General features: G+C 67.6%; 29 protein-coding genes and 1 riboswitch. Of the genes, 13 read left to right on the top strand and 16 right to left on the bottom strand.

Annotation, left to right across the window (positions count from 1 at the left end; translation table 11 throughout):
- Positions 1–49 precede the first annotated feature (49 nt).
- The 3 genes from ASE02_RS02710 to ASE02_RS02700 all read left to right on the top strand — a co-directional run bounded on the left by ASE02_RS02710 (position 50) and on the right by ASE02_RS02700 (position 1,463).
- On the top strand, positions 50–274 hold the full coding sequence (locus ASE02_RS02710; protein WP_056730905.1) for a F0F1 ATP synthase subunit C: 225 nt from the start codon (positions 50–52) through the stop codon (positions 272–274).
- Between the two features lie 77 nt (positions 275–351).
- Entirely contained in the window at positions 352–960 is a 609-nt protein-coding gene (locus ASE02_RS02705) for a hypothetical protein (protein ID WP_082601841.1), read from the top strand.
- Positions 960–1,463 (top strand): F0F1 ATP synthase subunit B, encoded by a 504-nt coding sequence (locus ASE02_RS02700; protein WP_056730904.1) that lies wholly within the window; start codon positions 960–962, stop codon positions 1,461–1,463. Before ASE02_RS02705 ends, ASE02_RS02700 begins: the two co-directional genes overlap by 1 nt.
- 3 nt (positions 1,464–1,466) lie before the next feature.
- On the opposite strand, the gene ASE02_RS02695 is transcribed toward ASE02_RS02700, so the two are convergent.
- The 5 genes from ASE02_RS02695 to gcvT all read right to left on the bottom strand — a co-directional run bounded on the left by ASE02_RS02695 (position 1,467) and on the right by gcvT (position 6,416).
- Positions 1,467–1,853 (bottom strand): PGPGW domain-containing protein, encoded by a 387-nt coding sequence (locus tag ASE02_RS02695; protein ID WP_056730903.1) that lies wholly within the window; start codon positions 1,851–1,853, stop codon positions 1,467–1,469.
- 142 nt (positions 1,854–1,995) lie between these two features.
- A complete protein-coding gene (gene gcvPB / locus ASE02_RS02690) occupies positions 1,996–3,576 on the bottom strand; it encodes an aminomethyl-transferring glycine dehydrogenase subunit GcvPB (protein WP_156405887.1) in 1,581 nt (526 codons plus the stop codon).
- Complete coding sequence (gcvPA, locus tag ASE02_RS02685; RefSeq protein ID WP_056730899.1) at positions 3,576–4,919, bottom strand: aminomethyl-transferring glycine dehydrogenase subunit GcvPA; 1,344 nt, start codon at positions 4,917–4,919, stop codon at positions 3,576–3,578. The genes gcvPB and gcvPA overlap by 1 nt, the downstream gene beginning before the upstream one ends.
- Before the next feature lie 4 nt (positions 4,920–4,923).
- On the bottom strand, positions 4,924–5,289 hold the full coding sequence (gene gcvH, locus ASE02_RS02680; protein WP_056730897.1) for a glycine cleavage system protein GcvH: 366 nt from the start codon (positions 5,287–5,289) through the stop codon (positions 4,924–4,926).
- 14 nt (positions 5,290–5,303) lie between these two features.
- Positions 5,304–6,416 (bottom strand): glycine cleavage system aminomethyltransferase GcvT, encoded by a 1,113-nt coding sequence (gcvT, locus tag ASE02_RS02675; protein ID WP_056730895.1) that lies wholly within the window; start codon positions 6,414–6,416, stop codon positions 5,304–5,306.
- A gap of 165 nt (positions 6,417–6,581) precedes the next feature.
- A riboswitch (glycine riboswitch) is annotated at positions 6,582–6,675 on the bottom strand.
- Between the two features lie 125 nt (positions 6,676–6,800).
- Here gcvT and ASE02_RS02670 point away from each other — a divergent pair.
- Entirely contained in the window at positions 6,801–7,241 is a 441-nt protein-coding gene (locus ASE02_RS02670) for an SRPBCC family protein (protein WP_056730893.1), read from the top strand.
- Between the two features lie 6 nt (positions 7,242–7,247).
- Here the strand turns inward: ASE02_RS02670 and argS are convergent, their stop codons facing one another.
- Together argS and ASE02_RS02660 are read right to left on the bottom strand one after the other, a co-directional pair.
- Positions 7,248–9,083, bottom strand: coding sequence for an arginine--tRNA ligase (gene argS / locus ASE02_RS02665; protein ID WP_056730890.1), 1,836 nt, complete (start codon positions 9,081–9,083; stop codon positions 7,248–7,250).
- Positions 9,080–9,766 (bottom strand): hypothetical protein, encoded by a 687-nt coding sequence (locus tag ASE02_RS02660; protein WP_056730888.1) that lies wholly within the window; start codon positions 9,764–9,766, stop codon positions 9,080–9,082. The genes argS and ASE02_RS02660 overlap by 4 nt, the downstream gene beginning before the upstream one ends.
- Positions 9,767–9,893: 127 nt before the next feature.
- Here ASE02_RS02660 and ispH point away from each other — a divergent pair, with 127 nt between their 5' ends.
- The gene (gene ispH / locus ASE02_RS02655) at positions 9,894–10,856 is read left to right on the top strand and encodes a 4-hydroxy-3-methylbut-2-enyl diphosphate reductase (RefSeq protein WP_056730886.1); all 963 of its coding nucleotides are present in this window, start codon (positions 9,894–9,896) and stop codon (positions 10,854–10,856) included.
- Here the strand turns inward: ispH and ASE02_RS02650 are convergent.
- Both ASE02_RS02650 and ASE02_RS02645 read right to left on the bottom strand, forming a co-directional pair.
- Complete coding sequence (locus ASE02_RS02650) at positions 10,846–11,244, bottom strand: type II toxin-antitoxin system death-on-curing family toxin (RefSeq protein WP_056730884.1); 399 nt, start codon at positions 11,242–11,244, stop codon at positions 10,846–10,848. The genes ispH and ASE02_RS02650 overlap by 11 nt on opposite strands.
- The gene (locus ASE02_RS02645; RefSeq protein ID WP_056731246.1) at positions 11,241–11,468 is read right to left on the bottom strand and encodes an AbrB/MazE/SpoVT family DNA-binding domain-containing protein; all 228 of its coding nucleotides are present in this window, start codon (positions 11,466–11,468) and stop codon (positions 11,241–11,243) included. Before ASE02_RS02645 ends, ASE02_RS02650 begins: the two co-directional genes overlap by 4 nt.
- Before the next feature lie 95 nt (positions 11,469–11,563).
- On the opposite strand from ASE02_RS02645, the gene thrB reads away from it, so the two are divergent.
- From thrB to ASE02_RS02630, 3 genes are read left to right on the top strand one after another with little or no spacing between them, the layout of a single operon-like run.
- Positions 11,564–12,529, top strand: a complete 966-nt coding sequence (thrB, locus tag ASE02_RS02640) for a homoserine kinase (RefSeq protein WP_056730882.1) — start codon at positions 11,564–11,566, stop codon at positions 12,527–12,529.
- Positions 12,526–12,969, top strand: coding sequence for a ribonuclease HI (gene rnhA / locus ASE02_RS02635; protein ID WP_056730880.1), 444 nt, complete (start codon positions 12,526–12,528; stop codon positions 12,967–12,969). The genes thrB and rnhA overlap by 4 nt, the downstream gene beginning before the upstream one ends.
- Positions 12,970–13,025: 56 nt before the next feature.
- Positions 13,026–13,505, top strand: a complete 480-nt coding sequence (locus tag ASE02_RS02630) for a MarR family winged helix-turn-helix transcriptional regulator (RefSeq protein ID WP_056730878.1) — start codon at positions 13,026–13,028, stop codon at positions 13,503–13,505.
- Here ASE02_RS02630 and ASE02_RS02625 read toward each other — a convergent pair.
- From ASE02_RS02625 to ASE02_RS02615, 3 genes are read right to left on the bottom strand one after another with little or no spacing between them, the layout of a single operon-like run.
- Complete coding sequence (locus ASE02_RS02625; protein ID WP_056730876.1) at positions 13,465–13,923, bottom strand: NfeD family protein; 459 nt, start codon at positions 13,921–13,923, stop codon at positions 13,465–13,467. The genes ASE02_RS02630 and ASE02_RS02625 overlap by 41 nt on opposite strands.
- A gap of 4 nt (positions 13,924–13,927) precedes the next feature.
- A complete protein-coding gene (locus ASE02_RS02620; protein ID WP_056730875.1) occupies positions 13,928–14,917 on the bottom strand; it encodes an SPFH domain-containing protein in 990 nt (329 codons plus the stop codon).
- Positions 14,918–14,946: 29 nt separating this feature from the next.
- A complete protein-coding gene (locus ASE02_RS02615; protein ID WP_056730872.1) occupies positions 14,947–15,375 on the bottom strand; it encodes a TIGR02301 family protein in 429 nt (142 codons plus the stop codon).
- An 84-nt stretch (positions 15,376–15,459) separates the two neighbouring features.
- Between ASE02_RS02615 and ASE02_RS02610 the strand changes: the two genes are divergently transcribed.
- The gene (locus tag ASE02_RS02610; protein ID WP_056730870.1) at positions 15,460–15,978 is read left to right on the top strand and encodes a hypothetical protein; all 519 of its coding nucleotides are present in this window, start codon (positions 15,460–15,462) and stop codon (positions 15,976–15,978) included.
- A gap of 70 nt (positions 15,979–16,048) precedes the next feature.
- On the opposite strand, the gene ASE02_RS02605 is transcribed toward ASE02_RS02610, so the two are convergent.
- Entirely contained in the window at positions 16,049–16,966 is a 918-nt protein-coding gene (locus ASE02_RS02605) for a LysR family transcriptional regulator (protein ID WP_056730868.1), read from the bottom strand.
- 114 nt (positions 16,967–17,080) lie between these two features.
- Here ASE02_RS02605 and ASE02_RS02600 point away from each other — a divergent pair, with 114 nt between their 5' ends.
- Together ASE02_RS02600 and wrbA are read left to right on the top strand one after the other, a co-directional pair.
- A complete protein-coding gene (locus tag ASE02_RS02600; RefSeq protein ID WP_056730867.1) occupies positions 17,081–17,779 on the top strand; it encodes a pirin family protein in 699 nt (232 codons plus the stop codon).
- A gap of 74 nt (positions 17,780–17,853) precedes the next feature.
- A complete protein-coding gene (gene wrbA / locus ASE02_RS02595; protein WP_056730865.1) occupies positions 17,854–18,453 on the top strand; it encodes an NAD(P)H:quinone oxidoreductase in 600 nt (199 codons plus the stop codon).
- An 81-nt stretch (positions 18,454–18,534) separates the two neighbouring features.
- Here wrbA and ASE02_RS02590 read toward each other — a convergent pair whose 3' ends face one another.
- On the bottom strand, positions 18,535–19,233 hold the full coding sequence (locus ASE02_RS02590; RefSeq protein ID WP_056730863.1) for a helix-turn-helix domain-containing protein: 699 nt from the start codon (positions 19,231–19,233) through the stop codon (positions 18,535–18,537).
- 166 nt (positions 19,234–19,399) lie between these two features.
- Between ASE02_RS02590 and ASE02_RS02585 the strand changes: the two genes are divergently transcribed.
- Positions 19,400–20,545, top strand: a complete 1,146-nt coding sequence (locus tag ASE02_RS02585) for an acyl-CoA dehydrogenase family protein (RefSeq protein WP_056730861.1) — start codon at positions 19,400–19,402, stop codon at positions 20,543–20,545.
- A 53-nt stretch (positions 20,546–20,598) separates the two neighbouring features.
- Here ASE02_RS02585 and ASE02_RS02580 read toward each other — a convergent pair whose 3' ends face one another.
- Positions 20,599–21,576 (bottom strand): nitronate monooxygenase family protein, encoded by a 978-nt coding sequence (locus ASE02_RS02580; RefSeq protein WP_056730860.1) that lies wholly within the window; start codon positions 21,574–21,576, stop codon positions 20,599–20,601.
- A 214-nt stretch (positions 21,577–21,790) separates the two neighbouring features.
- Complete coding sequence (locus tag ASE02_RS02575; protein ID WP_056730858.1) at positions 21,791–22,573, bottom strand: SDR family NAD(P)-dependent oxidoreductase; 783 nt, start codon at positions 22,571–22,573, stop codon at positions 21,791–21,793.
- Between the two features lie 142 nt (positions 22,574–22,715).
- On the opposite strand from ASE02_RS02575, the gene ASE02_RS02570 reads away from it, so the two are divergent.
- Positions 22,716–23,513: a glutathione S-transferase family protein gene (locus tag ASE02_RS02570; RefSeq protein WP_056730857.1), complete on the top strand. Its 798-nt coding sequence runs from the start codon at positions 22,716–22,718 to the stop codon at positions 23,511–23,513.
- The last annotated feature ends 121 nt before the right edge of the window (positions 23,514–23,634 follow it).

Below are 23,634 nucleotides of genomic sequence, written 5' to 3'. Positions count from 1 at the left end.
CCGAGCGAAAAACTCACCTCTATCAACCTACCAAACGGGACTGAAAACTATGGACGCGGAATCGGCTAAGTACATCGGCGCGGGCCTCGCGACCCTCGGCATGATCGGCTCGGGCATCGGCATCGGCACCATCTTCGGCCACTTCCTGGCGGGCGCCACGCGCAACCCGTCGGCCGCCGGCGGCCAATTCACCAACCTGATCCTCGGTGCCGCTCTGACCGAAGCTCTGGGCATTCTCGCCTTCGTGCTCGGCCTGCTCATCCTCTTCTCCTAAGCCAAGATCCGCAGGTCCCAGAGGGCGCGCCGATATCGTCGCGTCCTCAGCCTGCGCTTTAAGGACGTCTAAGCCTTATGGCCGCCGAGACCACACCCCCGCCGGGCGCGGATATCCGCGCCGGCGACACCGCCGCGCACGGAGACCACGTTCCGGCCGGTACGACGGAAGTCGCCGCCCATGGCAGCGAGAGCGGCGGTTTGCCCCAGTTCAAGTTTGAACATTGGGGCGGCCAGATCGTCTGGCTCTTCCTGATCTTCGCCGTCCTGTACATCCTGCTCGCCAAGGTCTTCGTGCCGCGGCTCCGCAAGATCCAGGACAACCGCCAGGCCACCATCGCCGAAGCGGTCAATCAGGCGCGCAGCGTTCAAGCCGAAGCCGAGGCGCAAGCCAAGGCCGCCCAAGCCGAGATCGACGAAGCCCGCGCCCGTTCGCGCAGCCTCGCCGCCGACGCCAAGGCCAAGGCCGCGGCCGAACTGGCGCTCAGCCAGAAGGCCGAGGACGAACGTCTGAACGCTCAGATGAGCGAAGCCGAAGCCCGCATTCGCGGCCTGCGCGATCAAGCCATGTCCAACGTCCGCGGCATCGCCGGCGAGACGGCCCAGGCCATGGTTGAAAAGCTGACCGGTCAAAAGGTGACCGCAGCCGAGATCGACGCGGCGCTTACCGCTCAAGGAGCCGCTTGATGCCTGCTTTCCTCAACCCCGCTAATGCGGAGATGTGGGTCGGCGTCGGCCTGCTGATCTTCCTTGGCATCGTGATCTTCGTGGCCAAGGCCCCGAAGGCCATCAATGCGGCCCTCGACGCCACGACCGCCAAGATCCAGGCGGACCTGGACGAAGCGGCTCGTATCCGTGAAGAGGCCCAGCGTCTGCTGGCCCAACTCAAGGCCGAGCGCGTCGAAGCCGAGGCCCAGGCCAAGGACATGCTGGCCGCCGCCCAGGACGAAGCCCGCCGCTACGAGATCGAAGCCAAGGCCAAGCTGGAAGAGAGCCTCGCTCGCCGCCAGCTGCTCGCCGAACGCAAGATCGCCAACGCCGAGGCCCAGGCCGCGGCCGAGGTCAAGGCTGCAGCCGCCGACATGGCCGCGGCCGCCGCTGAAGTCGTGCTGACCAAGCGCCTCGCCAGCTCCAAGACCGACCCGCTGATCGATCGTGCGATCAGCCAGCTGGGCTCCAAGCTCCAGTAGGGTTTAGCGCCGACGCCTGAAAAGGCGTCGGCTGCGAACCATAAAGCGTAGGCCCTTAGGCGCCAGAAGACGCTCGATCTTCAAAGCCTGATGCCAGAACATTTGAATGATATGCGGGTCACGCCGCAGCAGCCGCCGTATCGGTGAGATCACCCGCGGGTGAGCATGTTGCAGGCGCACGAACTGCCGCCGCGCCTTGAACGAGTTGCGCAGCACGATCATCAGGCCGACGACGATCACGGGGATCCCACCCGGACCGGGCAGCGGCGCGACGGCGATCCCCGCCACCACGATCAGCGATCCAAGCATGACCAGGCCGAAACGCGCGAGTCGCCCCGCGAGATCGCGAGTGACGGCGTCGGAGGCGCGTTGGCCGCGCACGCTGGGCATGGCGAGAGACACTTACGTTCGAACCTGGATCGCGCCCGCGCGCGGCACTGGGGGAGGACCAGCGGTCGGGAGCCTTGCCGATATGAGAACGTAACAGGGAGTCGTAAAGACACCCCTGCCGTTAAATTTTGTCCACCGAGGCCTATTCGGCCGCGAGCGGCGCCGGAGACACACTCTTGTCTTCGGGTCGCCACGTCAGGCGCGGCTTGCGGGCCGCCTGGGTCTCGTCGAGGCGGCGCAGGGGCGCGAGGTAGGGCGCGCCCTTGAACCGGTCCACGTCGCCTCCCTTGGCGGCGAGCGCCAAGGCGGTCAGCGCCTCGCAGAAACGATCCAGTTCCTGCTTGGGTTCGGTCTCGGTCGGTTCGATCAGCATCGCCCCGTGCACGACCAGCGGGAAGTACATGGTCATCGGGTGGAAGCCCTCGTCGATCATCGCCTTGGCGAAGTCGAGCGTGGTGATGTCGGTGCCTTCCAGCCAGGCGTCGTCGAACAGCGCCTCGTGCATGCAGGGGCCGTCCGGGAAGGCTGCGGTCATCACCGGCGACAGCTTGGCCTTCACATAGTTGGCGTTCAGCACCGCGTCCTCGGCGACCTGACGCAGGCCGTCGGCGCCGTGGCTCAGCATGTAGGCGTAGGCGCGGACGAACATGCCCATCTGGCCATGGAAGGCGCTCATGCGGCCAAAGCCCTGGGCGGCCTCTTCAATGGTCTCCTCGACCAGCTTGAAGCCCCCCTCCCCGGCCACGACCCAGGGGGCTGGCGCGAAGGGGGCCAGGGCTGCCGACAGCACCACCGGACCCGCGCCAGGGCCACCGCCGCCGTGCGGCGTCGAGAAGGTCTTGTGCAGGTTGATGTGCATGGCGTCGACGCCCAGGTCGCCCGGACGCACCCGGCCGACGATGGCGTTGAAGTTCGCGCCGTCGCAATAGAAGTAGGCGCCGGCCTCGTGGGTCAGGCGGCCGATCTCGATCACGTCGCGTTCGAACAGACCGCAGGTGTTGGGGTTGGTGACCATGATCGCCGCCACGTCCGGCGACAGCTTGGCCGCCAGGTCGACGATGTCGACGCGGCCGTCGTCGGTCTGGGCGATCTCGACCACCGAATAGCCGACGAAGGCGGCCGTGGCGGGATTGGTGCCGTGGGCGGAGGTCGGCACCAGCACGGTGCGGCGATGGCCCTGCCCGTTCGCCTCATGGGCGGCGCGGATGGCCAGCAGGCCGCAGAGTTCGCCGTGGGCGCCGGCCTTCGGCGACAGGGCGATGGCGGGCATGCCGGTCAGGGTCTTCAGCCAGTGGGCCAGCCGGTCCATCAGCGCCAGGGCGCCCTGGACGGTCGATTGCGGGGCCATCGGGTGTAGGTCGCCGAACCCGGCCAGGCGCGCCACCTTCTCGTTCAGACGCGGGTTGTGCTTCATCGTGCACGAGCCCAGCGGATAGAGCGCCAGGTCGATGGCGTGGTTCTTCTGGGACAGGCGCACGTAGTGGCGCATGGCCTCAGGCTCGGACAGGCCCGGCAGGCCGATCGGCGCGGCGCGCACCAGGTCGCCAAGATCGGAGGCGTCGTGATCGGCGCTCGCCAGATCGACGCCGGTCTTGTCCCAGCCGCCGAGTTCGAAGATCAGCGCCTCGTCCTGCAGCAGGCCGCGGCCTCCGGTCAGGGACGTATGGCCGCTCTGGGAGGCGGCTTGGGGGCGAGTCGGGCGGCCGACATTCTGCATGGTCATTATGCGGTCCTCCCGGCGAGCGCCGAGGCGAAGGCTTGGATGTGTTCGCTTGTGGTGGTCTCGGTCGCGGTCACCAGCAGGACGTCGTCCATGCCGGCGTGCGGATCGAGACGTGAGAACGGCACGCCGCCGACCACGCCGTCGGCCAGCATGGTTTCGACGACGCTCGCCGCATCGCCCTTCAGGCGGATGGCGAACTCGTTGAAGAAGCGCGAGGTCAGCACCTCGACACCCGGCACGGCGGCCAGGGCGTCGCGCAGTTCGCGGGCCTTGGAGTGGTTCAGCGCCGCCAGTTCACGCAGGCCCCGCTCGCCCAGCAGCGAGAGGTGGATGGTGAAGGCCAGAGCGCAGAGGCCCGAGTTGGTGCAGATGTTCGACGTCGCCTTCTCGCGGCGGATGTGCTGCTCGCGGGTCGACAGGGTCAGCACGAAGCCCCGACGGCCCTCGGCGTCGACGGTCTCGCCGCAGAGGCGGCCTGGCATCTGCCGCACCAGCTTTTCGCGGCAGGCGAAGAGCCCGACATAGGGACCGCCGAAGTTCAGGCCGTTGCCGATCGACTGGCCCTCGGCCACGGCGATGTCCGCGCCCATCTCGCCGGGCGACTTCAGCAGGCCGTAGGACACCGCCTCGGTCGTCACCACGATCAGCAGCGCGCCGGCCGCATGGGCGGCTTCGGCGATCTTGGTCACATCGGTGACCACGCCGAACACGTTCGGGGTCTGGACGACCACGCAGGCCGTCTCGGCGTCGATAGCGTCCAGCACGGCGGCTTCGGCGTCGATAGCCGCGGCCTGGCGCACAATGTCCATGCCCTCGGCGTGGGCGATGGTCTGGGTGGTCGCCGCATAGTGCGGATGCAGGCCGCCTGACAGCACCGCCTTCTTCCGGCGGGTGACACGCTGCGACATCATCACCGCCTCGGCGCAGGCCGTGGAGCCGTCGTACATCGAGGCGTTGGCCACATCGAGACCGGTCAGGGCCGCGACCTGGGTCTGGAACTCGAACAGCACCTGCAAGGTGCCCTGCGCGATTTCCGGCTGGTAGGGGGTGTAGCTGGTCAGGAACTCCGACCGCTGGATGATGTGGTCGACCGTCGCCGGCACATGGTGGCGATAGGCCCCCGCTCCGCAGAAGAACGGGCCCGCCCCGGCCGGCCGGTTCATGGCGGCCAGGCCGGCCAGCTCCCGCTCCACTTCCAGTTCGCCTGCATGCAGCGGCAGGTCGAAGAGGGCGGCGCGACGCGCGGCCTCCGGCACGTCGGAGAACAGGTCGTCGATCGTGCCGACGCCGATCGTCGCCAGCATTTCGGCGCGGTCGGTCGGTGTGAGCGGGAGATAGCGCATGGGTTTACAGGGTTCCCAGGAAGTCTTCGTAGGCGGCGCGGTCCATCAGCGCCTCGTATTCGGCCTTGTCGGCGATCTTGATCTTGGCGAACCAACCGGCCTTTTCGGGCTGGTCGTTGACCGTCTCGGGCGCATCGCCGAGCGCGGCGTTACCTTCGACGACTTCGCCGGTCAGCGGCGCGTAGACGTCGGACGCGGCCTTCACGCTCTCGACCACGGCCAGGTTGTCGCCGGTCTTCACGACCTTGCCGGCCTCGGGAACCTCGACGAACACGACATCGCCGAGCTGTTCAGCCGCATAGGCGGTGATGCCGATGGTGGCGACGTCACCCTCGAGGGAGACCCACTCATGATCCTTGGTGAAACGCATCTGGGTGGTCCTTCTCAGAGCTTGCGGACGTATTGGTGAGGAACGAAGGGCATGGCCGTGACCTCTGCGGACTGCGGCTTGCCCCGAACGATGACTTTCAATTTTGTCCCTGCGACGGCCAGGGCCGGCGGAACAAAGCCCATGGCGATCGGCTTGCCGAGGCTAGGTGAAAAACCACCCGAGGTGATGACGCCGACCACATTGCCTGCTTCGTCAGCGATCTCCGCGCCCTCGCGGGCCGGGGCGCCTTCCAGCACGGTCAGGCCGACGCGCTTACGAGTGACGCCCTCGGCCAGCTCCTTGGCGATCCGGGCCGCGCCCGGGAAGTCGCGCGCCTCACGGCGCTTCTTGGAGACGGCGAAGGCCAGATCGGCTTCGACGGGGCTGACGGTCTCGTCGACGTCATGGCCATAGAGCGGCAGGCCAGCTTCCAGACGCAGGCTGTCGCGGGCGCCCAGGCCGATCGGCTTCACCCTCACGTCAGCCAGCAGGGTGTTCCAGACCCGCTCGGCTTCGGTGGCCGGAATGGAGATCTCATAGCCGTCTTCACCGGTGTAGCCGGTGCGCGAGATGATGGCGTCGGTTCCGAAGGCGGTGATCGAGCGAGCGTCCATGAACACCATGGTCGCGGCTTCCGGCGCATGTTCGGCCAGGACCGCGGCGGCCTTGGGACCCTGCAGCGCCAGCAGCGCGCGGTCCTCCAGGCGGTCGATCCGCACCTGCCCCGCAAGCTCGTCGTCGATGATCTTGAAGTCGTTGTCCTTGCAGGCGCCGTTGACCACGACGAACAGGCCGTCGTCATCGGGACGGGCGGCCATCAGGTCGTCGATGATGCCGCCCTTCTTGTTCAACAGGACCGAGTAGCGCTGCTTGCCGGGCTTCAGGCCGATGAAGTCGCCGGGCGTCACCTCCTCGAAGGCCGACAGCGGCGAGACCCCGCGCAGGCGCGCCTGGCCCATGTGGGACACATCGAACAGGCCGGCGTTCTCGCGCGTCCAGAGATGCTCCTTCATCACGCCGTCCTTGTACTGGACCGGCATGGAGTAGCCCGCGAACGGGACCATGCGCGCGCCCGCCGCGATATGGGCGGCGTTGAGAGGCGTGGTCTTCAGATTGTCGTCGGACAAGGCTGGACTCCGGCTGATGATTCCGCGAGCGCACGAGGACGATCCCCGCGACGTTCACACCCCCGCTGTCCTTGGGCCTGAGAGATTTCAGGCTGGCCCACCGGGCCAACCCCTCGCTCCTTCGGCGAGCGCAGGGTTTCCCGAGCGCTACTTTCCAGCGTTCATCAGCTCGTCGCGGTCCTTTTGCCTGAGCGTTTCCGGGGTGGTTGCGCCTTCGGCTCCGAGCCTCGAAAGGCCCGATCTCTCCCGCGAGAGTCGGCGGGAAACTCTTCGATCACCGAATGGGAGTCAATCTGCAAACACGCGCCGGCCGACCTGTTCCGAAAACCGCCAGCCGGCTGAGGACGTGACTGCGATACTTCGGCTGTTCCCGGAGGATCAGCCATGTCCAATCTTGATAGCCCCGTCCCGCCCGAAGCCGCCACGATCCGCAAGACCTTCGTCGTCGCCGCCCCGCCAGATCACGTCTGGGCCGCGCTGCGCGACATTCACGCCCTGCCCACGCGCCTGGCCGCCGGTTTCGTGACGAACAGTCGCAGGGATGGCGACGACCGCCTGCTCACCTTCGCCAATGGAATGGAGGCTCGCGAGCGCATTCTGGCCGTCGACGAGGCTCAAAAGCGCGTCGTCTACAGCGTGATCAGCGACCAGATGAGCTTCCACCGCGCCAGCGCCGCCGTGACGGCGAGAGCCGATGGTCAGACCGAGTTCACCTGGACGGCGCAGGTGGCGCCGGCCGAACTCGCACCCGGGATGGACGCCATGATGGAAATCGGCGCCGCGGCCATCAAGCATACGCTCGAGACCGCGGCGGCCGGGGCCTAGCCCGGCTTACATCCGTTCCGGCGCGGCGATGCCCAGCAGGTCCAGCGCCTGCTCCAGCTGGCGCAGCGTGGTCTGGGCCAGCGCCAGGCGCGAGGCCTTCACCGCCGGTTCCGCCGACAGGATCGGGCAGGCGGCGTAGAACTTCGAGAAGGCCTGGGCCAGCTTGTAGGCGTGCTCGGCGATGAAGTTCGGCGCCTTCTTGTCGTAGGCGTCGATCAGGGCCTGGTCGAAAGCGTCCAGCAACAGCACCAGGTCACGCTCGGCCGGATCGGAGACGAGGATCGGGCCGGCTTGCGCTCCGGCGTCGGCCGCCTTGCGCAGCACCGACTTCACCCGGACCGCCTGGTACAGCAGATAGGGGCCGGTCTTGCCCTCGAAGCTGGAGAAGCGGTCGAGGTCGAAGACGTAGGAGGTGCCGCGGAAGTTCTGCAGGTCGGCGAACTTCAGCGCCGCCACCGCGACCTTGTTGGCCGTGTCCTCGAAGGCGTCGGGATCAAGCTCGCTGCCCAGATCGGCCTCGTGCAGGCGCTCGCGCGCCTTGTCGCGAGTCATGACGATCATGTCGTTCAGCTTCAGGACGCCGCCTTCGCGGGTCTTGAACGGCTTGCCGTCCGTACCGTTCATGGTGCCGAAGCCGACGTGCTCCAGACCGCCCTTTTCGGCGTATCCGGCCAGATAGGCGGCGCGGAACACGATCTCGAAATGGTCGGCCTGACGCTGATCGACAGCGTAGATGACAAAGGCCGGATCGAAGGTCTGCTTGCGGTCCAGGATCGTCGCCAGGTCGGTCGTACCGTACATGGCCGAGCCTTCCGAGGAGACCACCAGCAGCGGATCGGGGCTCGGCACCACGACCACCGAACCGTCCGGCAGCTTCTTCTTCTTGGTCTCGTTCGGGCCGGCGACATGCACGATGCGCGCGCCCTGATCCTCGACCAGCAGGCCCTTGGCCTCCAGGTCGGCGACCATCGGCTCGATCAGGTGATCAACGTCGCTCTCGCCCTTCCAGAGGTCGAAATCGACGCCCAGGGCGTGGAAGTCGCGCTCCAGGGCGACCTTGGTCACCTTGGCGAAGTGCTTCCACAGCAGGAAATAGCCGGGCGTATGGTTCTGCAGCTCGGCGGTCAGCTTGCGGGCGCGATCGCGGTAATCGGGCTCGGTCTTGCCGCGCGCCGCGGCCAGCGGATAGAGCCGGTCCAGATCGGCCAGGGTGACCTTGCCGTCGAGCGCGGCGAAGGTCGCCTGCTCGTCCTGCGGCGTGATCTCGGCCTTGGCGTTGAGGCCCTCCATCATCGCGGCGATGGCGGCGTCCTCGTCCATGACCGCGCCAATCAGCAGGCCCATCTGATAGCCCCAGTCGCCGAAGTGGGCGTCGCCCACCACGGTGTCGCCCCGGAACCGGTAGATGCGCTTAATCGACTCCCCGATGATCGAGGAGCGCAGGTGGCCGACGTGCATCGGCTTGGCCACATTAGGCCCGCCGTAGTCGATCAGGACCCGGCGCGGCTGCGCCACCGGTTGGGCGCCCAACCGCGGATCGGCGGTGATCTCGGCCGCACGCTCCGACAGGGCGCCGTCGCTGACCCGCATGTTGATGAAGCCGAGACCGGCGATCTCGACCGAGGCCAGGCGCGGATCGCCGGCCAGATGGCCGGCCACCTCGGCCGCGATCTCACGCGGGTCGCGCTTGGCGACCTTGGCCGCCGGAAGCGCGCCGTTGCATTGGAAGTCCGCCAGGTCGGGCCGGTCGGACGGCGTCACACGGCCAAGCTCGGCCGGCAGTCCCGCCGCGGCGAAGGCGGCGGCGACCGCTTCGCTCAGGCCCCTCTTAAGATCACTCATTTGGGTTCGTTGGTGTTCCCGGCGACGGCCGTGCCGGCGTTCAGCCGGAAGCGCTTACCGTCACGATTGAAGGCCGCCATTTCCGGCGTCACGTCGAAGCCGACCAGAATCTCGAAATTCGCGCCGCTGGTGGTCGCGGTCGCCCGCGGGATCGTCACCTGGGCGATCTTCTCGGTGGCGTAGATGCGGTCCTGTCCAGCCGGGAAGGTCACCGGCAGGTCGAAGTACTGCTTGGCCAGCACCGCGTCGTTGCGCTGGGTCACAGCCACCCAATAGCGGTAGGTCTTCGAAGACCCTGCGGCCAGCGGCCCCTTGCCCAGCTCGAACAGGACTTCCATCGTCACCTTGATGGGCTCGTCGTCCTTGTACTGACAGCCGGCCGAGATGCCTTGGATCTCACCCGAATAGGAGACCGCGCCGGACGCCTCGCGGCCGTCCTTGAACTCGACGTAGCGACCAGCGTCGTACAGCACCTTCACGAACGGGCACGGCCCGGCGTTCCGCAGCTGCGGCAGCGGCGCCTGGACGTCGGACCACTCCGAATCGCGCTTCTTCTTTTTGGCGGCGTCCTGTTCCTCGCGCTCTTGATCGCCCTGACGGCGCTGCTGAGCCGAGGCGAGCTCGGGGGCCATGGAGCCGGCCATGATCAAGCCGGCGGCGAGCAACAGCAGGGGGCGGCGCATTTGAGGTCGTCCAAAACTAAAGGGCGTGGGCCAGTGTCGGCCCTCGCGTGCGTTCTCCTACTAATGGCTATCGATTGAGGCCGCAACGCGGCTGGCGGTCGAGGGCTCAAGCGCCTAACTTGCCGCCATGTTGCAGGAACCCCGCCCCCGCCGTCCCCTCAAGGTGCTGCTCGCGACGCCGCGCGGCTTCTGCGCCGGCGTCGACCGCGCCATCCAGATCGTCGAGCGGACGATCGAGAAGTATGGCGCGCCGGTCTATGTGCGCCACGAGATCGTCCATAACCGCCATGTCGTCGACCGTCTGAAAAACCTGGGCGCGGTGTTTGTCGAAGAGCTGTCGGAATGCCCGACCGACCGACCCGTGGTGTTCTCCGCCCACGGCGTGCCGAAATCGGTGCCGGCCGAGGCCGCCGGCCGGCAGATGATCTATCTGGACGCCACCTGTCCCCTGGTCTCCAAGGTCCACGTCGAGGCCCAGCGCCACTACGACGCCGGCAAGGAGATCGTGTTGATCGGCCACGCCGGTCACCCCGAGGTGGTCGGCACCATGGGCCAGCTGCCCGATGGCGCCGTCGCCTTGATCGAGACCGTCGAGGACGCCCGCGCCTTCACGCCGAAGGACGCCGCCAACGTCGCCTTCGCCACCCAGACCACGCTATCGGTGGACGACACCGCCGAGATCGTCGCGGCCCTGCGCGAGCGGTTCCCGGAGATCTCCGCGCCGCACAAGGAAGACATCTGCTACGCCACCACCAACCGCCAGGATGCGGTGAAGGTGGTCGCCAGCCGCGCCGACGTGCTGCTGGTGCTCGGCTCGGCCAATTCCTCCAACTCCGTTCGGCTGGTCGAGGTCGGCAAGCGCTCGGGCGCCAAGGGCGCCTATCTGATCGATGACGCGAGCGGGCTGGATCTGGCCTGGCTCGACGACGCGGCCACGGTCGGCGTCACCGCCGGGGCCTCGGCGCCGGAGGTGCTGGTCCAGGGCCTGATCGACCGTCTGGGCGAAGCCTTCGACGTCACGGTCGAGGAAGTCGACACCGTCCGCGAGACCGTGAGCTTCAAGCTGCCGCGGGCGCTGGTCAGCGAATAGCCGATCGGCTTCGGATCCATCCGGCCAGTTCGTCGACATCGCGCCGGCCCGCCGCGACCGCCAGGATGGTGAGCGCGGCGTCGGCCGGTTCAGCGGTCAATCGACGTCCGTTCTTCATCAGGAACAGGCCGGCTGCGAGATAGGCCGCCCGTTTATTGCCATCGGCGAATGGGTCATTGCTGGCCAGCGCGACAGCATAGGCGGCCGCCAGGATGCAGGCGTCGTCGACACCTTCATAGCGGAAGCGATTGGTGGGACGCGCGAGGGCCAATTCCAGCAACCCCTCGTCCCGCAAACCGGCTGCGCCGCCGTGCAGGGCGATGCTGCGATCATGAAGGACGATCAGGCCCTGCTTGGTGATCCACCTCGGTTCGGGCGCTGTGCTCACTTGGCCAGGGCGCGGAAGGTGTCGCGATACTGATCCATGAAATCTTCGCCCAGGGCGATCTCTTCGGCGACCTCGGCGCTATAGGCCGACAGACGCATCTCGCCGCCCGCGCCATCGGTCAGATAGACCGTATCGCCCTTCTCGACCCCCAGCTTGATAAGCGCCTCCTTGGGCAGGACGACGCCGACGGAGTTTCCAACCTGGGTCAATTTGAGAGCGATCATCGAGGCCTCCAAGATGTGCGCAAGGCCGTTATAACGGATGTAATACGCGAAGTCGACTTGACCGCCCGCCCCGCCTCCCGCATCCCCGGTCGCGCATGGCCGTATACACAGACATCACCGACGAGGAGCTCACCGCCCTCCTGTCCGACTTCGACCTTGGCGCGCCGCTGGCGCTCAAGGGCATCGCCGAGGGCGTGGAAAATTCCAACTTCATGTTGGAGACCGAGGTCGGGCGCTTCTTCCTCACCGTCTACGAAAAACGGGTCCGCGAGGAGGACCTGCCGTTCTTCCTGGGCCTGATGCACTGGCTGGCCGAGCACGACTATCCGTCGGCGACGCCGATCGCCGACCGCGCCGGCGAGATCCTGAAGCGCGTGCGCGGCAAGCCCGCGGCGATCATCTCCTTCATGCAGGGCCTTTCGGTCCGCCGCCCCACCGCCGCCCATTGCCGCGAGGCCGGCGACGGGCTGGCGCGCCTGCACCTGGCCGCGCAGGGCTTCCCGCTCTCGCGCGGCAACGACCTGGGTCAAGACGCCTGGGCGCCGCTGTTCGCCACCCTGCGCGACGACGCCGAAAACCTGAAGCCGGGCCTCGCCGCGGTGATCGAGGCCGACCTCGCCCGGATCGCGGCCGCCTGGCCGACCGACCTGCCGACCGGGGTGATCCACGCCGACTATTTCCCGGACAACGTCTTCTTCCAGGGCCCGACCTTCGCCGGGGCCATCGACTTCTATTTCGCCTGCGTGGACTCGCTGGCCTACGACATCGCCGTGGCGCTGAACGCCTGGTGCTTCGAGGCCGACGGCAGCTTCAACATCACCAGCGCGCGCGCCCTGCTGGCCGGCTACGAGGCCCATCGCCCACTGACGCCGGCCGAGCGCGCGGCCCTGCCGGTGCTGGCCCACGGGGCGGCCATGCGGTTCTTCCTGACCCGGCTGCACGACTGGGGCGCGACGCCCGCCGGCGCCCTGGTCCGGCCCAAGGACCCGCTGGAATATGAGCGCAAGCTCGCCGTGCACCGCTCGGCGCCCGACCTGGTCCTGCTGGGCGAGGTTTCGTGACCCCGCAGGTGGTGATCTATTCGGACGGCGCCTGCTCGGGAAACCCCGGTCCTGGCGGCTGGGGCGCGGTGATGATCTCCGGCGAGCACGTCCGCGACATCTGCGGCGGCGAGCCGGCGACCACCAACAACCGCATGGAGCTGATGGCCGCCATCCAGGCCCTGGAGGCGCTGAAGAAGCCCTGCAAAGTCGAGCTCCACACCGACTCCACCTACGTGATGAAGGGCATCTCGGAGTGGATCCACGGTTGGAAGAAGCGCGGTTGGCTGACCGCCGACAAGAAGCCGGTCAAGAACGACGACCTCTGGCGGCGCCTCGACACCGCGCGCGGCAAGCACGACGTGACCTGGAAATGGGTCAAGGGCCACGCCGGCCATCCGCTGAACGAACGCGCCGACGCCCTGGCCCGCAAGGGACTGAAGGAAGGCCTCGCGGCTTGAACCGCGGGGCCTGAATAACCACTTCGTTCGGTATCGAACGACGTGGAGGCTCAAAAATGCCGCCTGCCCTACAGGACCGCCCCGATGTGGCGGTGTTCAACGAGATCGGGGTCATCGAGCACCTGATCCGGCATTCGGTGATCGACCACCTGCCGCCAGGCATGACCTACGCGCACTTCGAGCTGCTGCTCGCCTTCACCCGGCAGGGCGACGGACAGACGCCGGTCGAGCTGGCTGAGATGATGATGATGTCCAAGGCGGCCATCACCAACGCCCTCCAGAAGATGGAGGCGCTGGGCTTCGTCGTCGTGCTGGCCGATGTGAAGGATCGCCGCAAGAAGCGGGTTCGCCTCACCCGATCCGGATCGGAGGTCTACCTGCAGGTCCTCAAGGACATGAAGTGGAAGATGGACGCCCTGCGGGAGGGTTTCACCGACAAGGAGTTCCACCAGGCCCTGCCCTTCCTGAAGTCCCTGCGGACCTTCCTGGAAGAGATCAGTGGATCGACCGAACCCGAAGCCGCGTCCCGGCGCTGAGCCCGACCACCTCGACGACCGACTCGATCTCCAGCACGCCGCCATCCTCGGATTCGGCGGCCCACTCCTTGCCGTCGACCATCACCCGCCCGGCGCCGCCGACGAACGCCGTGGCGACGCGGCCCCTATGGCCCACCAGCCGGGCGACGTTGTCGTTGATGTCCTTCGAGTCGCTGGCGGTCCTGGGCCAGAACCTGCGCGCCGCCAGGGTGGTGGCGATGGTCAGGACTGCGAACAGGCCGATCTCCAGTGCCGGGTTGCGAGTGATCAGGCTGACGAACGCCACCGCCGCGGCGGAGGCCGCCGGCCACAGCAGCCATCCAGATCCGGTCGAAACCTCGACCGCGAGCACGGCGGCGGCGATCGCCACCCAGACCCAAAACCCGTAGGCGACATAGAATTCGGCGAACCCGCCCATGGGGTCAGGCTCCCGTCGGCGGGACAGCCGGTCCGCGCGGCGGGCGCGGCGCGGCGGCGGGCGCGGCGCGGGCCGCCACCGGCGGGCGGTCGCTCTGGATGGTCTTCACCAGCTCGCCGACGCCGGCCAGCGACCCGACCAAGGCCGACATTTCAGCCGGCACGATCACGGTCTTCTGGTTGGGGCTCTCGGCCAGCTTGGCGAAGGCTTCGACGTACTTCTGGGCGATGAAGTAGTTGATGGCGTTGACGTCGCCGCGGGCGATGGCCTCCGACACCATGGCCGTCGCCTTGGCCTCGGCCTCGGCCTCGCGTTCGCGGGCTTCAGCGTCGCGATAGGCCGCTTCGCGGCGGCCTTCGGCCTCCAGGATGGCGGCCTGCTTGGCGCCCTCGGCGCGGGCGATGGCGGCGGACTTCTCGCCGTCGGCTTCAGTGATGACCGCGCGACGCTCGCGCTCGGCCTTCATCTGGCGGGCCATGGCGTTGGTGATGTCCGGCGGCGGCATCAGATCCTTGATCTCGATCCGCGCCACCTTCACGCCCCAGGGGCCGGTGGCCGCGTCGATCACATGCAGCAGGCGGGTGTTGATCTGGTCACGCTGCGACAGCACCTCGTCCAGCTCCATCGAGCCGACCACGGTGCGCAAATTGGTCATGCAGAGCTGGGCGATGGCGTAGTTGAGGTTGTCGACCCGGTAGGCGGCGGCGGCGGCGTCCATCACCTGGATAAAGACGATGCCGTCGACCTTCACCACGGCGTTGTCCTTGGTGATGACCTCCTGCTGGGGCACGTCGAGGACCTGCTCCATCATGTTCACCCGGCGGCCGATCCCCTCGACGAAGGGCGTCAGGAAGGCGATGCCGGGCGGCAGGGTCCGGGTGTAGCGCCCAAAACGTTCGACGGTGTATTCGCGGCCCTGAGGAACGATCTTGATGGCCCCGAACAGGATCACCAGCGCCAGCACAAGCAGCACGACGGCCGTAGCCAATTCCATGACAACCTCTCCGAGAACCGGAGAACACCCTAGCGCGTGGAAGGCTGCGCCGTCACGTCCTGCTCGCTCTGCGGCGGAAGCACCGTGATCACCCGGTATTTGGCCTGCGAAAGGCCAAGCGCGATCTCGCGTCCACGCGCCGCCGCCAGCCCTTGGGCCCGGCGCGTCGAGTCTCCACAGGCAGGATAGAGCCGCTTGGTCTCGGCGACGCCGGCGTTGAAGCCGTCCTTCATCTCCTGCTCCAACTCAGGCTCGGCCTGCTCTGTCTCGGCCAGGCGCGTCATGCGGGCGCGCCAGTACTGATCGTCGCTCCCCTCGCACGCCTGACGCAGGGCGTGGCTTTCGCCCAGCACCCGGGCCAGGTTCACCAGGGCGTCGCGCATCTCGATCGTTCGCTCCTGGGCGAAGGCCGGCAGGGCGAGGACGGAAAGGGCGAGCACGATCAGGGCCGAACGCATGGCCGCACTTAAATCCGCCTGCATCGGCTTGTCATCAGGCCTGCGCGGGCGTTAGCCACAAAGACCGATCTTCCGGAGACCACCATGCGCCTCGTCATCATCGCCCTGGCCATCGCCGCGAGCGCGAACGCGGCGTTCGCCGCGCCGGCCAAGCCCGCCCCGGCCGCCGCCAAGGCCGCGACCTTCGACGCCCGCGACCCAAAGGCGCTGGTCGGGCTGCTGAACGGCATGGACGCCAAGGCTGGCGTGGCCTCGAGCGGCAAGGGCATGGTGGTGCTCGACATCGCCACGCCCGGCGGCAAGTTCGGCGCCCAGTTCGTGCAATGCGACGAGACCGGCAAGGCCTGCGGCGCGGTGGCCTTCTCCACGGCGTTCGAACGCCGGGGCCCGAACCTGCAGCAGATCAACGACTTCAACCGCACCCAGGTCGCGTGCCGCGGCTACCTGACGGACGACGGACGCTCCAACGTCATGTACGCCGCCATGCTGACCTCGCGGCTCTCGGCGGCGGAGATGAAGCAGCACCTGGGAATCTGGCAGGGCTGCCTCGCCACCTTCGGCCGCTTCAACCGCGATCCGGCCGCCTTTTTCCAGGGAAGCTAAGCGCTTTCCGGCGACGTGGGGACCGGTTCGCCGCCAGAAAGCGCGACAGACAAAAATCTAGAGCGCAGCTCTAGGCGTCTGTCGTCCAGGGCGCGGCGGCCAGCCGCTCGGCCAGGAAGTCGAACAGCACCTTCACCCGCGCCGGTCGCAGGCGGCCGGGCGGGCTGACCAGATGTAGGGCCGGCAGCGGCGGCGACCACTCGCACATCACCGCCTCCAGAGCCCCGCTCCTCAAATCCTCCCAGCAGATGAACTCCGGCTGTAGGGCGACGCCGAGACCAGCCCGCAGCGAGGCGCTCAGGCTCTCGGAGCTGTTGACCCGCATCGGGCCGCTCACGTTCACCGTCTGCTCACCCTCCACCGGATGCGAGAACCGCCAGATCTCAGGGCTCTCGATGTTGGTGTAGGTGAAGCACCGATGCTCCATCAGGTCGCGCGGATGGGTCGGCCGCCCGAACGCTTCGAAATAGCCCGGCGCCCCGACCAGCATGATCTTCATGTCGCAAAGCTTTCGGGCCAGCAGCGAGGAGTCCTGCAGCCGCGCGATGCGGATCGCCAGATCGAAGCCCTCGGCGACCAGATCGACCTTGTGGTCGGCCAGGTTGAGGTCGATCGAGACCTCCGGGTAGCGCGCCAGGAAGTCGGGCAGGATCGGCGCGAGGTGCAGCAGACCAAAGGATGTCGGCGCCGCCAGCCGGACCTGGCCGCGCGGGATCGCCGACTGGGCGGCGGTCTCGGCCTCCACCGCCTCGCCTTCGGAGAGGATGCGATTGGCCCGCTCCAGCGCGGTCCGCCCGCTCTCGGTCAGGGAAATGCGGCGCGAGGTTCGGTGGAACAGGCTGGAGCCCAGCCGCGCTTCCAATCGGCTGACAGCCTTGGAGACCGTCGCCTTCGATAGCTCCAGATCCTCGGCCGCACGAGCGAAGGAGCCGGTCTCGGCCACCTTGGCGAAGATCGCCCAGGCCTCGAAGTCAGGAAGTTTTGACATGTCACTTTTGGAAACAGTTGGTTTCTATCGTTTCTATTTCGAAGTTCCGGCAAGGGCGCTACCTATTTCTTCGAACAGGCGGTCCCTTCGAGATCGCCTCCGGGAGACCAGACGATGATTGACCATCGACCCTTTGAAACCCTCGGCGGCGCCAACCACGGTTGGCTCGACGCCAAGCATCACTTCTCCTTCGCGGAGTACAACGATCCCAAGCGGATGAGCTGGGGCGCCCTGCGCGTGTGGAACGACGACAAGATCGCGCCGAACTCCGGCTTCCCGCCGCATCCCCACGCGAACATGGAGATCATCACCTATGTCCGCAGCGGCGCGATCACTCACCAGGACAGCCTGGGCAACACCGGCCGCACCGAGGCCGGCGACGTTCAGGTGATGAGCGCCGGCTCGGGCATCCGCCACGCCGAGTTCAACGTCGAGAACGAAGACACCACGCTGTTCCAGATCTGGATCCTGCCGACCAAGGCCGGCGGCGAGCCCTCCTGGGGCGCCAAGCCCTTCCCCAAGGGCGACCGCGCCGGGAAGTTCGTGACCCTGGCCAGCGGCATCGACGGCGACACCGACGTGCTGCCGATCCGCGCCGACGGCCGGGTCGTGGCCGCCACGTTGAAGGCCGGCGAAACCGCCGAATATCAGCTCGGTGAAGGCCGCTACGCCTACCTGGTGCCGGCCACCGGCTCCATCGAAGTGAACGGCGTCACCGCCAAGGCCCGCGACGGCCTGGCGATCCGCGACGAGGCCACGGTTCGCGTCACCGCCCTCGAAGACGCCGAGCTCGTGCTCGTCGACGCCGCCTAGTCCAACGACGGCCCGGGTCTATCGGCCCGGGCCGCTCCTCCCCGCATTTCCAGCTTCAGCTCAGGAAACTCTCCGTGACCAAGATCCTCGTCCTCTACCATTCGACCTACGGCCACATCGAAACCATGGCCAAGGCCGTCGCCGAAGGCGCCCGCGAAGCCGGCGCGACCGTCGACATCAAGCGCGTGCCCGAGACCGTGCCGGAAGAGCTGGCCAAGGCTTCGCACTACAAGATGGACCAGGACGCTCCGATCGCCACGGTCGCCGACCTCGCCAACTATGACGCGATCATCCTGGGTGTCGGCACCCGCTATGGCCGGATGGCCTCGCAGATGGCGGCGTTCTGGGATCAGACCGGCGGCCTGTGGGCCAAGGGCGCCCTGGTCGGCAAGGTCGGCGGGGTCTTCACCTCCACCGCCACCCAGCATGGCGGCCAAGAAACGACGATCATGTCGACGATCACCCAGTTGCTGCACCACGGCATGGTCATCGTCGGCCTGCCCTACGCCTGGGCCGGCCAGATGCGACTGGACGAGATCACCGGCGGATCGCCCTACGGGGCCTCGACGATCACCGCCGGCGACGGTTCGCGTCAGCCCAGCGCCAATGAACTGGAAGGCGCCCGCTACCAGGGCCGCCACACCGCCGAGATCGCCGCCAAGATCGCGGCCTAGCCATCCGCAAAGAGCGGGAACCCCCACCTGCTCCGACGCGACGCCCGCCCCCGACCTCCCCGGGGGCGGGCGAGTTCGCGTTCAGCTCGCGAGCTTACGCTCCTTGGCGAAGGGGCTGAGGCCGAGCCAAGTCTGCATGTCGGCGGCAAGTTGGCGATCGCCCGTGAGGGCGAGGCGCTCGGCGCGAAGCCCCCCGGCCACGGTCTCCACCCCCATCCAGATCGCGGTCATGGTCCGCAAATCGGTGGAGACGAAGAGGTCGACATTGAACCCGGGATCGATCGAGCAGAGATCGACGGTCCCGTCGGGATCGACCAGCAACCACCAGGAGCGCTGGATCGGCGGCAGTTCTGGAAACCGGAACTGGACCGTGCTGCGCCGCTTGGGCATCGGCGTCGGATCGAGGTTGCGGCGCATGTCCCACATCAGCAGGGTCGCATCGAGGTGCTGTAACGAAAGCTCGGTGGAGATCCAGCGCTGGCCCCATATGCCGAACGCATCGACCAGCGGGGCCAGTTCCTCGCCGGCGGTCGTCAGGCGATATTCGTGGATGCTGGGGTCGGCCCGCGATGGATCGCGGCGGACAATGCCGGCGACCTCCAGTTCCTTCAGCCGCTGCGACAGCAGCGCCGGCGACATGCGCGGCACCCCGCGCCGCAGATCGTTGAAACGCGTCGAGCCGGCCACGAGTTCGCGCAGCAAGACAATGGTCCAGCGCGTACACAGGACCTCCGCCGCCATCGAGACCGGGCAGAATTGCCTGTAGCTGCCCTGGGTCATGGGTTTCCTCCAAGAAGGCGCAAGCGCAAACTAGGCCCGTGGCCGACCGGGGCCTAGTTCATTTCCTGTACCGGGCAAGTTCAGTTCCTGAACTGGCCGCGCCGAACCGGACCTGAGAGCTTACCGACGACAGGGGGAAACCTATCCCTGGCTCAAGGAGCTGAACATGTTGCTCGACGTCCAAACCGAAACCACGCCGACCAAGATCGACTGGCTGGCGCGCGCCGATCTCATCGCAGCCGAAATTTCCGCGCAGGCCGCTTTGCACGACGCCGAGGACAGTTTCGTCTTCGACGCCTACGCCCAACTCAAGGCGCAGGGCTTTTTCAGCGCGCTCGTCCCGGCCGAACTGGGCGGCGGCGGCGCGGAGGTCGCGGAAATCTGCCAGGCGATCCGCCGACTGGGCGCGGCCTGCAGTTCGACGGCGCTGGCCTTCTCGATGCACAGCCACCTGGTGGCGGTCGCGGCCTGGCGCTGGCGGGTGCAGAAGGCGCCGACCGAGGGCCTGCTGAAGCGCGTCGCGGCCGAGAACCTGGTGCTGATCTCCAGCGGCGGGTCCGACTGGCTAAACAGCGGCGGCGCGGCGGAAAAGGTCGAGGGCGGCTTCAAGATCACCGCCCGCAAGGTCTTCTCCAGCGGCTGTCTGGCCGGCGACCTGCTGGTCACCAGCGCGGTCTACGCCGATCCGGAGGCCGGCCCGACGGTCTTGCACTTCGCCGTGCCGATGAAGGCCGATGGCGTCAGGATCCTCGACACCTGGCGGGTGCTGGGGATGCGCGGCACCGGCTCGCACGACGTCGAGCTGAAGGAGGTCTTCGTCCCCGACGCGGCGATCTCGGGCCGCCGCCCGCAAGGCGCCTGGCATCCACTGTTCCACGCCATCTCGATGATCGCCTTCGCCATCATCTATTCGGCCTATGTCGGGGTCGCCGAGGGGGCTCGCGCCAAGGCCCTGACCATCGCACGGAAGAAGCCGGACGACGGCCAGCTCTGCTACCTGGTCGGCGACATGGAGAACGCCTTCCATACCGCCGAGATCGCCTTGGCCGACATGATCCACCTGGCCGAGACCGGCACCCCCGGACCTGAAGCCACCGGCCGCGCCATGACCGGGCGGACCCTGGTGGGCCAGGCGGCGATCAGGACCGTGGAACGCGCCATGGAGGCGGCGGGCGGGGCCTCGTTCTACCGCGACACCGGCCTGGAGCGCGCCTTCCGCGACGTGCAGGGCGCCCGCTTCCATCCGCTGCAGGAAAAGGCGCAGCTGCGCTATGCGGGCCGGCTCGCCCTCGGACTGGATATCGACGGGTAAAACCAAATGTCATCCCGGACAGCCCTTTCAGGCGTCCGGGATGACACCTTGAGTTACGCCCCGACCTTGGTCCGCAGCTTCGCCGTACGGTCGATCGCCGCCTCGGCTTCCTTGATCAGTTGCTCCACGATCTCGCCGGCCGGCAGCACGCTGTGGACGCCGCCCGCCGACTGACCCATGGCGAAGCAGGACTTGTCGGGGTCGAGGCCCTCGATCTGGCCGCCGATCCCGCCCATCGCGCCGGCTTGATGCGAGACCATGGCCTGCATCGGGAAGGCCTGGATGTCCTGGGGCCGGGTCTCCCATTCCTCGACATAGGGGTTCTTCTTCACCCGCATCGGCTTGCCCGAATAGGAGCGGGTGCGGATGGTGTCCTCGTCGGCCGCCTCCAGGATCGCCTCGCGGTAGAGCTCGCCGGCATGGGCTTCGGTGGAGGCGATGAAGCGGGTGCCCATCCAGACGCCGGTGGCGCCCAGCGCCAGGGCCGCGGCCAGGCCGCGTCCGTCATAGAGGCCGCCGGCGGCGACCACCGGGATTTTCACGGCTTCGACCGCCTGGGCGACCAGCGGCATGGTGCCGACCAGGCCGGTGTGACCGCCACCCTCGCCGCCCTGGCAGATCACCGCATCGCAGCCGGCCTGCTCGGCCTTCACCGCGTGCTTCACGGCCCCGCAGACGACCATGACCTTGAGCCCGGCCTTCTTGAGCTTCTCCATGATCGGCATGGGAACGCCCAGGCCAGCGACGAAGCTGGAGGCGCCTTCCTCGATGATGATCTCGACGGCGGCGGTCAGGCTCTCAGGGCTCGCGGCCAGCAAGTCGACGCCGAACGGCTTGTCGGTCAGGCTTTTGACCTTGCGCATCTCGTCGCGGATGAACTCGGGCGTCCGGCCGGCCATGCCCAGCACGCCGTAGCCGCCGGCGTTCGACACCGCGGCCACCAGTTCGGCGTAGGAGACGCCGCCCATGCCGGCGAGCATGATCGGGTGCTTGACCCCCAGCAGGTCGCAAAGCGGAGTGTGCAGCGTCATCGAAATCCTCCCAAATCTTATGCCGGGAGGATGGCGCCGGGCGCAGGCGATTGAAACCGTGACCCGACGTCAGGAAGGGCGTGGCGCATACCGCTCGTCATCCTCCGGTCGTCTGAAAGACGATCCGGGGACCCAAGNTTCTAGGTTCGCAACTCAGCTTGGGTCCCCCGGATCTCGCTTCGCGAGCCCGGAGGATGACGAAGGTGGGTTGGCTTCAGAAAATGCCGTAGCCGCCGTCGATCAGCACCGAGTCGCCGGTGTGGAACGCCGAGGCGTCGGACGCGAAATAGACCGCCATGCCGCCGAAATCGGCCGGCGTGCCCCAGCGGCGCATCGGTACGCGCTTGATGACGTTGTCGTTGAACTTGTCGTTGTCCTGGGCCCCGGCGGTCATGTCGGTGGCGATCCAGCCCGGCAGGATGGCGTTGGCGCGCAGGCCATAGCGCGCGTGCTCGACCGCGATGGCGCGGATCATCGGGATCAGCGCGCCCTTGGTCGCGGCATAGGCCTGGTTACGGGCCGCGCCGTCGAGGGCCGAGAGCGACGAGATTGCGATCAGCGAGCCGCCGGGATCGCCCTGCTCTGAGCGCGCGACGATGTGCTTGCACGCCTCGCGGAAAGTGAAGAACACCCCGTCGAGATTGACCGACAGCACCTTGCGATAGGTCTCGGTCGGGAACTCTGAGAACGACTTGGCGCCGCCGCCGATGCCGGCGTTGGCGACCACGGTGTCGACCCGGCCCATCTTGGCCACCGCCTCCGCCATGCCCGCCGCCACCGCGTGTTCGTCGGCGACATTGACCACCTGGGTCAGCACCCGCACGCCGGTGGCCTTGAGCCGGTCTTCGGCGTCGGCGTTCTTCTGGGCGTTGGAGCCCCAGATGACGATGTCGGCGCCCGCCTGGGCCATGGCCTCGACCATGCCAAAGCCGATGCCGCCGTTGCCGCCGGTGACCAGCGCCACCTTGCCGGTCAGATCGAATGGTTTGTAGGCCACGGGTCGCCTCCCTCGCGATTTCAAACAAGTGTTGGAGACAGGGAGCGTGCTTCCGCCGTGGCCGTCAAGCCGCGGCGATTGACTTGAGCGGCCCGTAGGGTGCTCGATCCCCACATCAGTGCGCCGCCAGGGAAGCCGAGCCATGCTGAAACTGTACGACCACCCGCTCTCGCCCTACGCCCAGAAGGTCAAGATCGCCCTGCGCGAGAAGGGACAGCCGTTCGAAACCTTAACGCCGGGCGGCCTGGGGGCCGGCGGCGCCCAGGGCGAATTCATCCGGGCCAATCCCCGCGCCGAGGTCCCAGCCCTGGTCGACGGCGAGGTGATGATCTTCGATTCCACCATCATCCTGGAATACCTCGAAGACTGCTGGCCCTCCCCGGCCCTGCTGCCGGCCACGCCCGCCGAGCGCGCCCGGGTGCGAATGCTGGAAGAGGCGATGGACACCCACTTCGAAGCCATCAACTGGGGCCTGTCCGAAATCCGCTGGTTCCGCCGCGCCGAAGGCGAACTGGAACGCACCCTGCTGGCTCGCGCCGCCAGCCAGACGCGGCGCTGGTTCGGCTGGCTCGAAAGCCAGCTGGAAAGCCGGCCATGGTTCAACGGCGAGACGTTCGGCTGGGGCGACCTGGCGGTGGTCCCCTATCTCAACGGTTCGGTCGGCCACGGCTTTCCCCCGGAGAAGGGCTCGAGGCTCGCCGACTGGCTGGCCCGGACGAACGAGCGGCCTTCCGTCGTCGAGACCGCCGCCGAGGCCGCCGCCTCCGCCCGCGCCTCGGCCATGCCCAATGTCGCCGAACTGGTCCGCCAGGGCCTGTTCAAACGCGAGTACCGCGACCACCGCCTGGAATGGATGATCAAGAGCGGCGGCGCTCAGGTGGTGATCGACGGCCTGGCCCGCGACAACATCCGCTTCAGCCCCGATTTCGGACCGCGCTGACACGTGGCCGGGGCGCTTGATCCGCGATCGCCCCACCGCGTCGCTCGACCCTAGACGGCGCCACGCACAACTCAGAGAACATTGTTCTTCAATCTCAGCGAGAGCAGGGTGCGGCAGCGCG

The sequence above is a fragment of the Phenylobacterium sp. Root700 genome (assembly GCF_001429025.1).
Classification (GTDB): Bacteria; Pseudomonadota; Alphaproteobacteria; order Caulobacterales; family Caulobacteraceae; genus Phenylobacterium.
The sequence above is the reverse complement of the archived record's forward strand: the minus strand, read 5'-3'. Positions and strand labels throughout refer to the sequence as shown.

Excerpts from the sequence above, each read along its gene's own strand:
- ASE02_RS02710 (WP_056730905.1), top strand. The coding sequence starts at position 50 with ATGGACGCGGAATCGGCTAAGTACATCGGCGCGGGCCTCGCGACCCTC.
- ASE02_RS02705 (WP_082601841.1), top strand. The coding sequence starts at position 352 with ATGGCCGCCGAGACCACACCCCCGCCGGGCGCGGATATCCGCGCCGGC.
- ASE02_RS02700 (WP_056730904.1), top strand. The coding sequence starts at position 960 with ATGCCTGCTTTCCTCAACCCCGCTAATGCGGAGATGTGGGTCGGCGTC.
- ASE02_RS02695 (WP_056730903.1), bottom strand. The coding sequence starts at position 1,853 with ATGCCCAGCGTGCGCGGCCAACGCGCCTCCGACGCCGTCACTCGCGAT.
- gcvPB (WP_156405887.1), bottom strand. The coding sequence starts at position 3,576 with ATGACCATGCAGAATGTCGGCCGCCCGACTCGCCCCCAAGCCGCCTCC.
- gcvPA (WP_056730899.1), bottom strand. The coding sequence starts at position 4,919 with ATGCGCTATCTCCCGCTCACACCGACCGACCGCGCCGAAATGCTGGCG.
- gcvH (WP_056730897.1), bottom strand. The coding sequence starts at position 5,289 with ATGCGTTTCACCAAGGATCATGAGTGGGTCTCCCTCGAGGGTGACGTC.
- ASE02_RS02670 (WP_056730893.1), top strand. The coding sequence starts at position 6,801 with ATGTCCAATCTTGATAGCCCCGTCCCGCCCGAAGCCGCCACGATCCGC.
- argS (WP_056730890.1), bottom strand. The coding sequence starts at position 9,083 with ATGAGTGATCTTAAGAGGGGCCTGAGCGAAGCGGTCGCCGCCGCCTTC.
- ASE02_RS02660 (WP_056730888.1), bottom strand. The coding sequence starts at position 9,766 with ATGCGCCGCCCCCTGCTGTTGCTCGCCGCCGGCTTGATCATGGCCGGC.
- ispH (WP_056730886.1), top strand. The coding sequence starts at position 9,894 with ATGTTGCAGGAACCCCGCCCCCGCCGTCCCCTCAAGGTGCTGCTCGCG.
- ASE02_RS02645 (WP_056731246.1), bottom strand. The coding sequence starts at position 11,468 with ATGATCGCTCTCAAATTGACCCAGGTTGGAAACTCCGTCGGCGTCGTC.
- thrB (WP_056730882.1), top strand. The coding sequence starts at position 11,564 with ATGGCCGTATACACAGACATCACCGACGAGGAGCTCACCGCCCTCCTG.
- ASE02_RS02630 (WP_056730878.1), top strand. The coding sequence starts at position 13,026 with ATGCCGCCTGCCCTACAGGACCGCCCCGATGTGGCGGTGTTCAACGAG.
- ASE02_RS02625 (WP_056730876.1), bottom strand. The coding sequence starts at position 13,923 with ATGGGCGGGTTCGCCGAATTCTATGTCGCCTACGGGTTTTGGGTCTGG.
- ASE02_RS02620 (WP_056730875.1), bottom strand. The coding sequence starts at position 14,917 with ATGGAATTGGCTACGGCCGTCGTGCTGCTTGTGCTGGCGCTGGTGATC.
- ASE02_RS02615 (WP_056730872.1), bottom strand. The coding sequence starts at position 15,375 with ATGCGTTCGGCCCTGATCGTGCTCGCCCTTTCCGTCCTCGCCCTGCCG.
- ASE02_RS02610 (WP_056730870.1), top strand. The coding sequence starts at position 15,460 with ATGCGCCTCGTCATCATCGCCCTGGCCATCGCCGCGAGCGCGAACGCG.
- ASE02_RS02605 (WP_056730868.1), bottom strand. The coding sequence starts at position 16,966 with ATGTCAAAACTTCCTGACTTCGAGGCCTGGGCGATCTTCGCCAAGGTG.
- ASE02_RS02600 (WP_056730867.1), top strand. The coding sequence starts at position 17,081 with ATGATTGACCATCGACCCTTTGAAACCCTCGGCGGCGCCAACCACGGT.
- ASE02_RS02590 (WP_056730863.1), bottom strand. The coding sequence starts at position 19,233 with ATGACCCAGGGCAGCTACAGGCAATTCTGCCCGGTCTCGATGGCGGCG.
- ASE02_RS02585 (WP_056730861.1), top strand. The coding sequence starts at position 19,400 with ATGTTGCTCGACGTCCAAACCGAAACCACGCCGACCAAGATCGACTGG.
- ASE02_RS02580 (WP_056730860.1), bottom strand. The coding sequence starts at position 21,576 with ATGACGCTGCACACTCCGCTTTGCGACCTGCTGGGGGTCAAGCACCCG.
- ASE02_RS02570 (WP_056730857.1), top strand. The coding sequence starts at position 22,716 with ATGCTGAAACTGTACGACCACCCGCTCTCGCCCTACGCCCAGAAGGTC.